Annotated in this window: 15 protein-coding genes and 1 pseudogene; 8 read left to right on the top strand and 8 right to left on the bottom strand. The window is 31.1% G+C overall.

Annotation, left to right across the window (positions count from 1 at the left end):
- The first annotated feature begins 12 nt into the window (after positions 1–12).
- The 4 genes from ACJDU8_RS09835 (at position 13) to ACJDU8_RS09820 (ending at position 1,670) form a co-directional block, all read left to right on the top strand.
- Positions 13–357 carry a DUF4367 domain-containing protein gene (locus ACJDU8_RS09835; protein WP_406791979.1) on the top strand — a complete coding sequence of 115 codons (345 nt, stop codon included), beginning with the start codon at positions 13–15 and terminating at the stop codon, positions 355–357.
- Between the two features lie 74 nt (positions 358–431).
- Positions 432–638 (top strand): matrixin family metalloprotease, encoded by a 207-nt coding sequence (locus ACJDU8_RS09830; RefSeq protein ID WP_406791978.1) that lies wholly within the window; start codon positions 432–434, stop codon positions 636–638.
- Positions 639–734: 96 nt separating this feature from the next.
- Positions 735–1,331: a hypothetical protein gene (locus tag ACJDU8_RS09825; protein ID WP_406791977.1), complete on the top strand. Its 597-nt coding sequence runs from the start codon at positions 735–737 to the stop codon at positions 1,329–1,331.
- Positions 1,332–1,382: 51 nt separating this feature from the next.
- Entirely contained in the window at positions 1,383–1,670 is a 288-nt protein-coding gene (locus ACJDU8_RS09820; protein ID WP_406791976.1) for a hypothetical protein, read from the top strand.
- A gap of 379 nt (positions 1,671–2,049) precedes the next feature.
- Here ACJDU8_RS09820 and ACJDU8_RS25980 read toward each other — a convergent pair.
- Positions 2,050–3,228, bottom strand: a pseudogene (locus tag ACJDU8_RS25980) (transposase); the annotation flags it as partial.
- Between the two features lie 207 nt (positions 3,229–3,435).
- On the opposite strand from ACJDU8_RS25980, the gene ACJDU8_RS09805 reads away from it, so the two are divergent.
- Positions 3,436–4,305 (top strand): hypothetical protein, encoded by an 870-nt coding sequence (locus ACJDU8_RS09805; RefSeq protein WP_406791973.1) that lies wholly within the window; start codon positions 3,436–3,438, stop codon positions 4,303–4,305.
- A 208-nt stretch (positions 4,306–4,513) separates the two neighbouring features.
- On the opposite strand, the gene ACJDU8_RS09800 is transcribed toward ACJDU8_RS09805, so the two are convergent.
- Together ACJDU8_RS09800 and ACJDU8_RS09795 are read right to left on the bottom strand one after the other, a co-directional pair.
- Positions 4,514–5,254 (bottom strand): DNA/RNA nuclease SfsA, encoded by a 741-nt coding sequence (locus tag ACJDU8_RS09800; RefSeq protein WP_406791972.1) that lies wholly within the window; start codon positions 5,252–5,254, stop codon positions 4,514–4,516.
- A gap of 25 nt (positions 5,255–5,279) precedes the next feature.
- Positions 5,280–5,927 (bottom strand): oxygen-binding di-iron domain-containing protein, encoded by a 648-nt coding sequence (locus ACJDU8_RS09795; RefSeq protein ID WP_406791971.1) that lies wholly within the window; start codon positions 5,925–5,927, stop codon positions 5,280–5,282.
- 105 nt (positions 5,928–6,032) lie between these two features.
- Here ACJDU8_RS09795 and ACJDU8_RS09790 point away from each other — a divergent pair, with 105 nt between their 5' ends.
- Positions 6,033–6,974 carry a helix-turn-helix transcriptional regulator gene (locus ACJDU8_RS09790; protein ID WP_406791970.1) on the top strand — a complete coding sequence of 314 codons (942 nt, stop codon included), beginning with the start codon at positions 6,033–6,035 and terminating at the stop codon, positions 6,972–6,974.
- 260 nt (positions 6,975–7,234) lie between these two features.
- Positions 7,235–7,879, top strand: a complete 645-nt coding sequence (locus ACJDU8_RS09785; protein ID WP_406791969.1) for a flavodoxin family protein — start codon at positions 7,235–7,237, stop codon at positions 7,877–7,879.
- Positions 7,880–8,520: 641 nt separating this feature from the next.
- On the opposite strand, the gene ACJDU8_RS09780 is transcribed toward ACJDU8_RS09785, so the two are convergent.
- The 4 genes from ACJDU8_RS09780 to ACJDU8_RS09765 form a co-directional block, all read right to left on the bottom strand.
- The gene (locus ACJDU8_RS09780; protein WP_406791968.1) at positions 8,521–9,333 is read right to left on the bottom strand and encodes an alpha/beta fold hydrolase; all 813 of its coding nucleotides are present in this window, start codon (positions 9,331–9,333) and stop codon (positions 8,521–8,523) included.
- A 294-nt stretch (positions 9,334–9,627) separates the two neighbouring features.
- The gene (locus ACJDU8_RS09775; protein ID WP_406791967.1) at positions 9,628–11,175 is read right to left on the bottom strand and encodes a tetratricopeptide repeat protein; all 1,548 of its coding nucleotides are present in this window, start codon (positions 11,173–11,175) and stop codon (positions 9,628–9,630) included.
- A gap of 179 nt (positions 11,176–11,354) precedes the next feature.
- The gene (locus tag ACJDU8_RS09770) at positions 11,355–11,999 is read right to left on the bottom strand and encodes an MBL fold metallo-hydrolase (protein WP_406791966.1); all 645 of its coding nucleotides are present in this window, start codon (positions 11,997–11,999) and stop codon (positions 11,355–11,357) included.
- A 208-nt stretch (positions 12,000–12,207) separates the two neighbouring features.
- Complete coding sequence (locus ACJDU8_RS09765) at positions 12,208–13,398, bottom strand: multidrug efflux MFS transporter (protein ID WP_406791965.1); 1,191 nt, start codon at positions 13,396–13,398, stop codon at positions 12,208–12,210.
- A gap of 178 nt (positions 13,399–13,576) precedes the next feature.
- On the opposite strand from ACJDU8_RS09765, the gene ACJDU8_RS09760 reads away from it, so the two are divergent.
- Positions 13,577–14,137 carry a TetR/AcrR family transcriptional regulator gene (locus tag ACJDU8_RS09760; RefSeq protein WP_406791964.1) on the top strand — a complete coding sequence of 187 codons (561 nt, stop codon included), beginning with the start codon at positions 13,577–13,579 and terminating at the stop codon, positions 14,135–14,137.
- A gap of 109 nt (positions 14,138–14,246) precedes the next feature.
- On the opposite strand, the gene ACJDU8_RS09755 is transcribed toward ACJDU8_RS09760, so the two are convergent.
- Positions 14,247–14,717, bottom strand: coding sequence for a hypothetical protein (locus tag ACJDU8_RS09755; protein WP_406791963.1), 471 nt, complete (start codon positions 14,715–14,717; stop codon positions 14,247–14,249).
- Positions 14,718–14,833: the final 116 nt, after the last annotated feature.

Below are 14,833 nucleotides of genomic sequence, written 5' to 3'. Positions count from 1 at the left end.
AGTGATTCTGCCATGCATGAAACGGTTTTTGAATTCATATCCAACATATATGAGAAATACACGAAAATTTTCTTCGATAGTTCTAATGCAAGCCTAAATGATGAATTTACAGCCTTTAAGCCTGCTTATATTCCAAATGATTTTACAATTAGTACAGAAGATTTGGACGGCAGTGTCTATTTGGAATATTTAAGCGGTAGTGATTTTGTCATATACCAACAACAAAAATTGGATAAAGTTGCATTGCATATTAATACAGAGGGAATAAAAGTTAAAGAAACATTGTTGAATGGATATCCAGCAAAATATTTTTCTAATCAAGGAATACAAAACTTAATCTGGTATGATAACTCTTAAGCACTGCTTGGAACACAACTGATGTGACATTTTCAAATAACGCTTCTTTCGATATATACGCTTCAGAAGTTACAATGCCTAGTGTATCTTGGGACGGACTAATATCAGCTACTGCATCAGGAGGTTACTATACTTCCGTGATAATATCACTTAATATGTCAGCCACAAATACATGGAACAGCGATGGTGCATTGAAGTCCGTGGCTGTTCATGAATTTGGACATGGTCTGGGACTTAATGAAAACGGTACTACAAAAACAATCATGAATGCTTATACGTAGGGAACAAATAGTAGGTATGGTGGCTACCAATTAACTACACCACAGACCGATGATAAAAATGGAGCAAATTATCTTTATTAAGGAGGTAAAATTATTATGAAAATTTCAAAACGTATTTTTGTTGCCTCTGTATCCGCGTTGCTGCTGGTTGTTGTTTTTGCTAGCGGCTATATGTTACAGAATAATAACAAAAAACAAGTTGAATATCTGAATGCAAGTTGGATTTACAACTATCGCGACATTGAAGAAATCTCTCAGGCAAGTGATGCAATTGCATTGGTTAAAGTAGATGGGGTCTCAGACACATATACTGAACAAAATATACTTTTATCTGAATTTGCCGTTGAAGTAATAACTCCTGTATACAATACTAATGCGAATGAGACTTTTACTATTGTAATGACAGGGGGAGAAACAGACGAAAAAATTGTTGAAATTTCCGATGACCCTTTGCTCCAAGCTGGCGATGAAATTCTAATCTTCTGCAAAAAGAACAATGATGGAACTTATAGAATTTTAAGCGGCCCGCAGGGAAGACTAGTATATTCTAATGGAAAATTGAATTCTTTAAATTCAAAAAGTTTAGATACATCAAGAGCTGCTAAAGTAAATACCGATTCAAACATTATGGTTACAAATGCAGATGCTGAAGAAATGATTAGCCAAATTAAAGAATATGTTGGTAATCAGTAACTGACGAAAGGCTGGTTGCATAACGACTAGCCTTATTATAAGGAGGTTTTTATGCTAAAAAAAGTAATAGCTTCTGCTGTATTTGCGATTTTTATGATCATTTCAAGTGTTTTTATGTCAGTATGTGCATTTGCATCTGAAAGCACAATGAATTTCAATGAAATACCCATTATCTCTCCTCTATACTATAATATAAATAGTACAAGCAGTACATTGGATATTTCTGGAGGAACGTCCACAATTAAAGGTAGTGTTCAGAAAACACTATTAGGTAAAACTATTCATCTCACTCTCACATGCACTCTACAAAAAAATCAAATGGTTTATGGTCAAGTGTAAAAAGCTGGTCAAAATCTTCTTCAGCTTCTCCATCTGCTTATATATCGGAGGAATACACAGTTTCAAATGGAGAATATAGAGTTAAGGCTGATTACTCTGTAAGTGGCGAAAATAACACTGAATCAGGTACTGTATATAGTAAAACTGTAACCTATTAATAGATTATAGTTTTATATTGTAACATATGTTAAGGGTGCTTATAGCTCCTAAAAAAGGGGCTGTCGCAAAACTACTTTAAAGTAGTCAGCGATGCCACTTTTTAGCATTAAAATAAAAAATGATCCGAGAAGGGATATTTTTTTACATCTCCCTTTCTCGGATTATTTTTTTGGACGAACTTAATAAAGCTTCCCTTATTTTATAAATTTTTTCTTAGAATTTAGGCAGGCTTGATTTTATGAAGATGCATTCTACATCTTTCATTTTGTATTTTTGAGTGTAACTTATTTATGTTATATGCAAAACAAAGCAGTATAAATTCAGTTTTTACACTGCTTTTGCCACATGTTAAAAATCGATTAAATTGATAGTCATTTTTGAGAACACCAAAAGCACCCTCAACTTGTATTGAGCGATTAACTCTTAATAGAATTCCTTTGGAAGAAGTTATGTTTTCAAGGGATATTTGGCGTTTTTCAACAAAGGTTTTGGATACTTGCATCCTTCGATTTCCTGCAGCTTTAGTGCATTTGGGCTTAAATTTACATGAACTGCAATCATCACACTCACATATAGTTATTTCTGATTTATATCCAGTTGCTGATGTTCTATGCGTTATACCAACAGGTAGTAAGTGTTTCCCATTGTGGCAGATATACTCATCTTTTTCTTCATCATAGGTCATATTCTCCCGTTTGCTTATGTTGTTCTTAAAGCTTTTCTTCTTCCACTTCTCATATGTCTGAGGCTTTATGTAGTAATTCTCAGTATTCTTTTCTAAATACAAATAATTCTCTTCGCTCTCATATCCAGAATCTGCAATTACATTTTGATAAGTCGCTCCAAGATTTGATTGTAGATTCTTAAGAAAAGGAATCAATGTGGTAGTATCACTCCTGTCTTGGAACACTCCAACTCCTGTGACATACTCGCTTTCAACGCCAATCTCAACATTGTATCCTGGTTTCAGTTGTGAGTTTCACATATGGTCATTTTTCATATGCATGAAAGTTGCATCAGGATCTGTCTTAGAATAACTATTTCTTCCATCAAACAGTTGATTATGAGTATTATATTTTTCTTGACGCTCATAGTAATCTTCAAGTTCTTCCTTGAGCTTTTGGAGCTTTGTCTTTCGCTTTCCAATACCACGGACAAACTCCATCTTATCCTGCTGACGCTTTTCCTCAAGATAATTCAATACCTTTTCTATGTCATCCAGCAGCGTTTCTTTTGTAAGTGCGAAGTTAGTTATATACTCAGGATTGATTGTTTTAATACATTTGAGTATTTTTACAAACATTTTTGTTTCATTTTTGTTGACGGATTTCTTCCAAACAAATGTATATCTATTAGCATTAGCTTCAATTTTTGTCCCATCTACGAAAAGATTTTCATAATATCTATCTTGCTTATCGGTACTAGTATTGCGGTATTTAATTGTAACAAGGAAGATAGACAGCTTTGGTTGCCTTTTTTACATTGTATTACAACATTTACTATAAAGAATACCAATGACATTACTATTATTCTTCAAATTTACACCTACTATAGATGAATTCAATATACTATTATTGTTAACTATTAATGTGGAAGTGTATAAACTTTGATAAATTCAAATAACAATGATTATTATATATTTAAACGTAATGAAAAGTATTTTAGACCTTCAAAATTACCATCACTAAATATTAGAAACTTTGACTATGATTTTTTTGATAAATATTATAATCAGATAGATTTACCAGCTTACCTATTCTCTTCTCCCAGGCATACTATTATAAATTATTTTAGTATATTAAAAGAAGCTTCTAATATGTCAAAAGGTGGATGTGGAACCATTGGAAATGCTTTAGCCCCTTATCCAATTTCATACAACTTTTTCACATCAGAATACCAGGCAAATGTATCTTTCACTAACTACATGAAATTATTTAAAAACACTGGTCATATTAGTTTGATAAAACTTAATAATTTAACTAATAAAAATACCTTACCTGAAAGATATAAATATTTTTTTGAAATTGAAGTAATAGAACCTTCTGTAAATGGAAATACAAGTTTTGCATATTATTATGGATTTATATATTTAAAAAATGAAAATGGGAAATACAAAATTTCTAATATAGACTTGCGAGGACAAGATTTTCTATGTGCTGCCTATCACGGCTGGGCACACAATGCTGAATTATATGTAGATACTACTTATGGAGGTTGGTGCAATCTTATCAAAAAAAGACATCCAACAGAACGAATCGGTTATGTTAAAAATATTTATGTGACAAGTACTGATGGACATGAGTACAAATTTAAATTTTTTCAGCTTACCAATGGCACTGACATAGAAGTTGGTCAATTTATCAAAGAGAATAATAAATGGAAGGCCATAAAAATAGACGTAACTAAATGTATAAGAAGATGTAGATATGCTTATTTCAGATCACCTGGTATGCCTTATTTAAAGTATCCATTTTGAAAATAACAGCATTAAAGCATACCATATATCTTTTTACAGAAATTTTTTAAAGGAAATAATAAACCACATAAGATTATCTTTGGTTTATTTTCATGTTCAAAAATAATAATTAATTAGTTTTGCATAAATTCGGGATAATACATAAATTCGTATAATCCAACCTATGTATTATCCTCAACTTGATTTCGTTTAATTATTACCATTTATTTTAAACTTCTCTCTTAAAATATCGTACTAATCCAACACCTTCTGGCTGGATTTCAAAATTAGCCTGCCACATCTCAACGCCTAATGCAATACTTTTATCTACTGCTGCTCTTACTTCTTCAAAGTTAGTACTTTTTTCAATTATCTCAAAACCAGGATTATCATAGATAAAGCATGTTAAAAGGATAGCCCTTTGGTGGCTTTGAAGACTCTTTCCCAATTCTGTTATGTGTTTTACAAATCTATCAGTGGAACTAAATGGAGTGACTTTTTTTGTTTTTATATAATCTGGATACTCAACCTGCAAATGCTGAAGAGGAGTCTTCACCTCAAGGTAGGTGTTTCCCACAAGAAAATCAAGTTTAGATACACCAAGAAATTGCTCTCTAAAAACCTCATTTTCTGATCCAACCATATCTTTAAAGCCTCCATTTACTAGATAATGTTCCACATAACGATTAGCTGCATTTTGATTAATACCAATCCATGACTTATTAGAGTCCTCTGGACGATTCAGGGACACTGCCTCAACTGTATACGGAGTTTTCCGTTTAAAATCACTGCTTTTTGAAAGTAAACATGGCAGGCCACTTACATCTAGATTACCTATTCTCCCTGTTGTTGGACAATGGCAATTATTAATTTCGCCATTAATCTCACAAATCATAATAAACTGACCTTTTCTTTTTATAATTACACCTTCCGGAAGAAATTCATTAAACTTAAAATCATATTCTTTCATAACATGCCCTTTTCATCTTCCTATATTAAAATTCTTTATTACAGTTTACACAAAATCCATGTCCTACAGCTATAAAATTAGGCTCTATTTCTAGTAAACTGTTTTTTAATGCTGCTAACTGATTTTCATTTGGAATTCGTTCAATATTTATTGCTCCTACTTCTTCTTTCCAACCACTATCAATTGTTTGACCAACAGCATCACCAAATCTCAGCATTAGATCACTACTTAAAAATATTTTTCTAGTTTCTTCATAAAAAACAAGACCATTTTGAAGATGTACCTCTGATGGATAATCAATAAATCTAAATGAAAAACCATTACCAATTAATGACTCTCCTTGTTTTTTAGCTTGAACTGTTCCTGTATAGCTAAATCCTGCTAATTCCCGAGCACTAAGCTCAGAACATACTGTAATTACATTTGGGTATTCCTTTAGAAACACTGGTAATCCACCACATTCATCAGATTCTATATGTGAGAAAAGAATATATTTTATCTCTTTTCCATTTAATAACTTCTTAATTTGGGGCAATATTTGTTTTGCCTGCTGTACAGTACCAGTAGATACTAGTACTGGTTCCTCCGATAAAAGTAAATATTGGTGAAGTGTAAAATGCATAGGTGGAATATGCATGGAAAATTGATATAAATCCTTGCTTATTTCTATCATTTTTATGTTCTCCTTTCTTTTTCAAATTTATTATATCCCACTAATCTTGACATCATTATGTCATGATTATATCATTAAGTAAAATAAATTTGGTGGTGAATAATTTTGAAGATAGATAGATTAGTATCAATTATCATGATATTACTTCAACGAAAAAAAATCAGTGCACCTGAACTAGCAAAAATGTTTGAAGTAAATCTTAGAACAATTTATAGAGATATAGACACAATAAATCAAGCTGGTATTCCCATAATTACTTATCGTGGTGCAAATGGTGGCATTGGTATAATGGAAGAATATAAAATAGAGAAAAAGCTTTTTACTCTTTCAGACATCACTGAGTTATTAATTGGTCTTAAAAGTATTTATTCAACTATGTCTAATCAAGAACTTCTTAACACTATGGCAAAACTTAAGGGATTAGTTCCTAAAGATGAACTTCAACAAGTTGAGAAAAAAACAAATCGAATTAAAATTGATCATACACCTTGGTTTTGCAATAAAAGAATACAGTTAAACCTAAAAAAAATCAAAACTGCCATCAATGAAAACAGCCCTATTTCTTTTAAATACTTTGATCGCCTAGGACAAAAGAGTGAAAGAAAAATAGAACCTTATAGGTTGGTATTAAAAAATTCAAGTTGGTATATACAAGGCTACTGTACCTTGAGAGAAGATGTTAGAATCTTTGAAGTTTCTAACATGTCTTCACTTGAAGTTCTTGAAGAAACCTTTATTCCCAGAGAGTTTGATTATGATTCACAAGACATTTATTTTAAAACTTATAGAAAAACTATTACTCTGAAACTGCTTATTCATGAATCACTTTTAGATATTATGATTGAATTCTGTGGTAAAGATAATATTACGCTTTATAAAGATAATAAATACATAGCTTATTTTCCTTTTGTTGAAGACGATTATTTTTATAATATGATTCTCCGCTTTGGTGATAAATGTGAATGCTTAGAACCTGATTATGTTAGGGTTGAGATTATAAAAAGAATAGAAAAACTATTGAGTATATACAAAAAAACACCTAAATAAAATCCCATTCATATGCTTATCAGGTGTTCCTATGTCAGGTATTTTTATATACTTTATAAATGTAATATTGTATAATTTAATTGTAAGAGGTGAAATAAGGGGCCGATGTATCGGGGATGCCATAAACATAGCGTATCCATTCTTCTCTCTCTCGATTGAAAGATGCCGAGGGTATTTTGTCATGTATGGGGCGAGTGTGTAAATTTAAGATTGGCTGACAAATTATTTTCAACTAAATGATAGAAAGAAGAGGATAATCTATGAAACTCATAGCTGTGTGTGGTAGTGCAAAAAAACAGGGCAATACCTCAAAAATGTTACACCAAGTCATTGAAGGAGCAAAATCAGTGGGTGCTGAAACCGAATTTATAAATCTCTTTGATTTAAACTACAAGGACTGTATCGGTTGTTATTCTTGTAAATTGAAAAATAGTAAATTTTATGCACATTGTGTGGTAGATGATGAGCTTAAACCTTTACTGGGACGTATTGAGGAGTCAGATGTTATTGTGCTTGGTTCCCCTATTTATTATGGAAATTTATCAGGGCAAATGCGTTCATTTACAGACAGATTGCTTTTTCAATACCTTGATTATGGTGGTACATCTACAGGCCCTAAACCAAAAAACTTTAAAACGGCTTTAATTGCAACAATGAATGTCAGTGATAAAATTTATGTTGAAAGAGGATTTAAGGATACTTTAACTAGTTTTGCGGAAATTATGGGCCACACATTGGGTAGTTGTGAACTACTGACTTTGACAAATACCGTCCTATTTGACGATTATTCAAAGTACGTTTATCCGATGCCGGATAAAGAAGAAAAATCTAATCGTGTGGAAAAAATATCGACTGAGGATTTACAAAGAGCATTTGATTTAGGAGTCAGACTTATTAAATCGTAATTAATTTACATTTGAAAGAGGATTGCGGCTTAGCAGTCCTTTTTCTAGATTGGTCCTGTAAGTAATTCTCATGCATTTATTATTGTCCCAGCCATACCTTAACTTTAAAATTTTCCTTTCATTCAACATATAACTTATTATTTTATGCTCTATTTTTATAAATTATCAACAGCTTATCCACATTATCCACAATATTCCATTTAGTCAGTATTTCCAAAATAAAAATAAGTACCCTAGATGACAGGCACTTATTTTTTCTCTAAGTATTAATGGCTTAGGACACTTTTATTGTACATGCTGATTATTACCACAATATGTCTTAAATGCTAAATAACAATTAGATCTAAAATATATGTAAAAAAAATAAGTACCACTTTATCATTTTAGGTACTTATTTTTCCAATTGTATATCGTAAAAAATTTAGGATTGGAAGTTATAAGCAAATTATATTATGAGGATAATAACATATATTTATGTAATCGTACCCATTCCAAAAAACTTTACCAATATAAAATAACTTTTCTGATTTTTTTCGACAAAAATAGCACCTGAATTTAATCAAGTGCCCTGCATTGAAATAGTACGGTACTTAATTATTGAGATCTACTAATCACAACATTCCTCATGTAAACTTTAAGCTCTATTCTTCAATAAACTTCATTAATTCTTCATTAAATTTGTTCTTTTGATCATAAAACGCCCCATGTCCACTATATTCCAATGGTATAAGCCTTGAATCCCTAATACTTTTATTTTGTACCTCTCCCAATTGAAATGGAACAACTTTATCATGAATCCCATGAAGAATTAACGTTGGAACAGTTATTGATGACAAGTCACGAAATAATACTTCCTGTATCCATGTATTTGCCACTGCAATAGTTGCCCAGCTCGCTGCCTTTAATCCTAGACTTAAAAACCACTCAGCAAATGATTTAGTTATATACTGAAAGAAGAATATATCACCAAAATCGCTTAACATTTTAGGCCTATCATCATATGTTTGATTAATAATATTAGTTACAGTTTTCTCATCAAGTCCATATGGAAAATTGGGACGTTTAATAAGACTTGGAGCTGCTGCTGCAAAAAGAGCTAGTTTTGATACACCATATTCTTTATACCTTGACATGTATCTAACAGCAATGGCCCCTCCTGTAGAATGACCTGCCAATGTAAAATCTTTTAATTGCAGTGTTCCAACCACATGTCTAACATCATCTGCTAATCTATTGTAATCATATCCTGTAAATGGCTTATCAGATTTGCCGAATCCTCTTTGATCTATCCCAATACACCTATACCCATTCTTAGGAAGTATATTAAACTGATATTCAAACAAATTATGATCTCCCGGCCAGCCATGCAAAAATACTATAGTTTTATTTCCATTAGGATTTACATCTTCCACATAAACCTTCACACCAGGTTCCACCGCAACATAATAACCCACCAAAATTCCTCCGATATTTAATATTTAACCCTATATATTATTCCAGCAAATATAATCTTGTGAAAGATATAAATTTTAAGACAAATACCATAACAATAGAAAATAATCTAACTTACACTAATGGTATTCCCATGTGAATAAAAAAATGAAAAAAAAGCAACTGATAGCATTTCAAAATTAATTCAAAGCTCATATCTTATGGTATTCCATTTAATGTCATGGCGGCCACAGCCTCTTTTTATACCCAACTAAAGTTATGTATAATAAAGCTGTAAACATCTATCTAGCCCCTTACTAAGGTATTACTGTTAAAATAAAATCATACTCATATATCTTATCTTCATTTTCAGGCATTATAAATATATAAGATTTAATTTTATTATTTTTTGTTTTAAAATTTGCAATTTTTATTTCATCACTTTGAATGACATAGGCACCAACTAAATTATTGTCATAACTTTCAACCGTCAATACTTTTACACTATTCATTTTGGCCGTCTGAACAATTCCAGTAGCACTAAATTTAATCTTTTCACCGATTTTAACATTGGTCTTATTCCAAGACACCTTAAATTTGGGACTATTGACTATTACCTTACTATTATCTATGTTATATTGTTCATATATCTTATGGATGGAAGATGTTCTTTTTACCGTACTTGTTCTTGCAGGTGTCCTAGTAAGTATTTTAGCAGGTTGCTTATTTATCATAAGCAGATTAATTATTTCTATAATTAATAAAAAAATACCGATGATTATTATCTTTTTATTTTTACTATTTCGTTTCGTATTTAAGTCATAAGAAAGTATTTCATCATCATTTATAGCAGTGTTAAAATCATTATATTTGTTCTCACTACCTCTATTTTGGATTAGCAATTGAAACTTTTCTTCATTCTTCACTTTTTTATAAACTTCATCTTCAATGTCTTCATCATCAATATTGAGTACTTTTTTCTCTAAAAAAATCTCAAAATTTTTATAAAAACCATCATAATTATCTTGAATAAGATTAACTTCTGCTAAGATTTTATATGAGAAAAATTCATATGGATCTATCTCAATGGCTTTTAAAGCATACTTCCTTGACAATTGAATATTTCCCATTATTTTTTGTAAGTGAGCATAACTTTTATAGATATTAGCCTTTACAACCGCAGATGCTTTGATATTTATCTTAATTGCTTTAGCTAGAAATTCGTCAGCTTTATCATATTCCTTTAATTTAGTATACATAATACCTAAATTGCTGTATGCAGTGGAGAGATTTCTCGACTTACCTAGAAATTCTCCATTTGCAAGTTCAACTGCCCTGTTTAAATCCTCTATTGCTCTTTCATATTCATTAGTATGTAAATAAAACCGTCCCAGATGTATATATGCAATGCTGGATTTAGGTTTTAGATCTACTGCCTTCAAAAAGTACTTAAGTGCTTTGTCATATTGTTTAAGCTCAGTATACACAACACCAACATTTACAATATTGATTAAAGGAAGCTTTGCAATTTTGCATGATTCCAGTAAATCCCGTAAAGCTAAATCAAATCTTCTTATTCTTAAATAAACCATTCCTCTATAAGCTAATGGCAAAGCCTTTGTGGTTTTGGTTGAACCCTCTAGAGCTCTTGAAAAAAAATCTATTGCTTCTTCAGCGTTTCCTTTATTTGTAAGGCCAATACCCTTATTTACAACTTTTAAAGTCCTAACAACCGTGTAAACTGTTATTGCTAATGAAATTAAAAATGCAGTTAAAAATGCCCAAAACACAAATTCACTTTTTCTATATGATATTATAATAATTACAAGCAGTAGCACATAAAGTGTAAGAAATGCTCCTCTCATTTCGATTGCCTCCTTATATTGAAAAACTTGTGTATGCTCAAATGCACTTAATTTTTCAATAAAAAATCATCATAATTTACAACTTTGACTCAATTAAGAATAATTATAACACGTTTTGCACACTTCCTTGCCATTGTGATAAAATCAAATTCTAAAGAAATATAAGTTTTTATTTCATCTTAATCATATTTAAGTACAACAATCCCTGAATAATTTTTAATATTCTCTTTGTTTAATTCCAATTCACCACACTCTTTTACCTTAAGCCCTGAAACAGAGATAAACTTTTCAACTTTACTAAACATGCATCCAAGTAAGCCTAACGCCTTTGTCCTATAGTGCATAGGTATAACAACTGTTGGGTTTAACTGTTTCATTACTTCATTAGCATCTAATGCATTAATTGTGACTAATCCACCAACAGGAAGAAGTAGAATATCTACATTACCTATTTCTTCTATCTGGTTGGAACTTAGAATATGCCCAAGATCACCACAATGACAAACATCTATTCCATCAATTCTAAAGTTATATATTGTGTTATTCCCTCTCTTAGATCCTGAGACTTTATCATGGAATGTTTCCACACCCTTTATCTCTATTCCATCCTTTAAGAATCTGCCCGGTCCGTTTATATGAACAAAACTTCCCTTCACTGCGTTTATGTTGCTATGATCACTGTGATTATGACTTATAGATACTATATTAGCCTGGATTTCAGGTAATTTATAACCTAGCATTTTATTAAATGGATCTATTAATACTTTACTTCCATTTTCAGAAGTTATCATGAAACATGCTTGACCAAACCATTTAATTTTCATTTTATCACCCCAATATTTTTTTAATATCTGCTTTTTTATTGTAAATGTAACTTATAGTGAGTAAGTGAAAGCTCCCTATTCACAATTCCATTTTGTAGGTCTATGACTACCAGTGCTGTTCTTCCTGCTTCAATAAATTGATTTTCATTAAGCTTCGAATTTTCTATTTTATGTCTCCTTTCCATTCATTTTATATATATAATAATTATTAATTTAAACTAAGTTTTTTATAGACTTTAGAATAAACCCATGCCGCATTTATAAACAACAATGCACTTGTAATAAAAAATACACATCTCATTCCAAAATATCCTGCCACCTGTCCACCTAAAACTGCACCTCCAAATACTCCCAAATATGCTGCTGTCATGCCAAAACCAAATACTCTACCTGTAAGAGAAGATGGTGTAATTTTTTTTAATATAATGTTGACGGATGGATTAAGTCCGCCCAATGTTAATCCTAATAAAAAACGAAGGCCCATCAACTGCCAAGTACTTTGGACAAAAGCTTGTGGTATGAAAATAATTCCTGCACCTATAAGACATACCAATATGACTTTATGTGCACCTATCTTATCTGAAAGTTTTCCAAGTCTTGGGGCCGCAATTATATTTGCCAAGCCTGAAGCTGAAAATGTCAGTCCGGCCAGGAGTGCAACATGACTGCTGTTATTAGATAACTGCTTAACATATACTGTTACGATTGGTTCAACCGAATATAATGCAACAGCTAATATAAAAAAGGTTACAAACATTATAATAGTCAAGCTTTTTTCTGGAACAGAATTCCATACTTCCTTTATACTAAGGGTTTTTTTATCTTCACCAGTGAAAGATTCCTCTACAAATAAAGCAGTTATAATAAATGAAATCAAAAGTAATGTTCCTGTTATAAAAAATACACTTTGTAAACCAAGTATTTCATCTATAAAACCACCAATCGTTGGTCCAAGTAGTGAGCCTGAAATACTGGCGGTTGAAAGTGTGCCTAAAGCATATCCTGCATTTTCCTTATCCGTTTGTGTTGCAATCAATGCAGTGCAAGCTGTACTATAACCTGTAATGGCACCTTGAAGCAACCTTAATCCTATAAGTACATATACATTTGGTGCAAACCCCATGCAGCCTATAGTTATAGCCATGCCAAGACTTGCTCTAAGTATCATTGGTTTTCTCCCATATTTGTCAGCAGCACTACCCCAAATTGGTGAAAAAATAGCTGAAAGCACAAAGGTAATGCCGAAAGCAATTCCTGAAATTTTTGTAATCGAAGCTGCATCATGAACTCCAAGATGTTGTATATAAAGAGGTAATACTGGAGCAATTTGACTCATTCCTATACTAGCCACAAATATTCCAAACCAACAAACCACTAAATTTCTCTTCCACATTTCCATAAACATACTCCTCTAATTGGTATCAGTCACAATATTGGTTATCTTAATTTAATTGTAAACTATAATTTATAGTTTGTAAATTATTATTGTAATAAAAAATTATATTTGTAGTTTGATAAATATAATTTATAGTGTTAAACTACTTTTATAGAGTTGGATTACAAGGAGTGATAAGCAAATGCTGAAACGAAATTTAACCAAAGAAAAAATTATTCAAGTTGCTTTTTCTTTAGCTGATGAAATTGGTCTTAACCAAGTTACTTTTCAAAAAATTGCTGAAAAATTAGGTATAAAATATCCATCTTTATATAATCATTTTACTAATATGGATAACCTTAAAGTAGAAATGACAGTGTATCTTTTAAATGAATTGAATTTAAAATTAATAAAAAGTTTAATCGGTAAGAGTGGTGATGATGCTATAAAAGAATTTGCTTATGTTTATAGAGATTTTGCTTTTGAAAGTAAGACTGCATACGGACTTTTCATGAGTATTCCAAGTACGGAAGATTCTGAATTATTTCGTTTAGCAAGAGAAACTACCCATATTATTCATCAGCTTTTAAAATTTTATATCAAGGATGAAACCTTTTTGGTCCATAAGAGTCGAATCTTAAGAAGTCTTTTACATGGTTTTGTTTCCTTACATTCTTTTGGATATTTCCATGGTAAAGTAAATTTAGAAGAAAGCTTTCAATCTATAATCGACGATTTTATTTTATCACTTTCAAAAAAGTAGACTCCTTTTCTCTACCTGGTCCCTAATTTCAAGAGTTTCCTTTATATTTGAAATCTTTGCAATCTGCCTATTCGTTTTGTTTTAAAAATGAAAAATTTTTTTAAACTAATCAATATATTTCATAGATTTTATTAAGATATAGATGGTAAATATATACTGACTTACTTCCTTCATTATGCCTAATATAAATTTCTGTATCCGCATTAGAATTACCTAATTGATGAAATCCTGTATCTGCCTTTATCTTTACTAATTTATCCTTTATAAGCTCTTCCATTGCTTGTTTTATTATCAAGCTTTTTTTAACTTCATCAGCTACATTCTGAAATTCTCTTTCTTTCATTCTATATAAATTTCTAACTGTGATAGAATACCTTCTTTTTGCTACTGTGGATATATTCATGGGACTGTTTTCTTTAACATTCAATAATATTTCCGTTTTTTTATCCATTATATCTTGTGCTATATTCCCAATACAGTTATACATTATTTCTTCTACAGCCTTACTTAAATCTGTCTCTTGATATTTTTCGAACATTTCTCCCTCAATAAAAAGATATACATTTTCCTTAAATCTCATATTGTTTCTCCCTCTTATACCTAAAACTTTTACAAGCTAACTATATCAAGTGATTCTTAGGTTCAGGTGGAGTTTGCTATAGAGAAATACTTATCTACATCTGAACCTTATTAACA

Source organism: Candidatus Clostridium eludens (assembly GCF_045310515.1).
Taxonomy (GTDB): Bacteria; Bacillota; Clostridia; order Clostridiales; family Clostridiaceae; genus Clostridium_B; species Clostridium_B eludens.
Note: the sequence above shows the minus strand (reverse complement) of the source record. Positions and strands in the feature narration are given on the sequence as shown.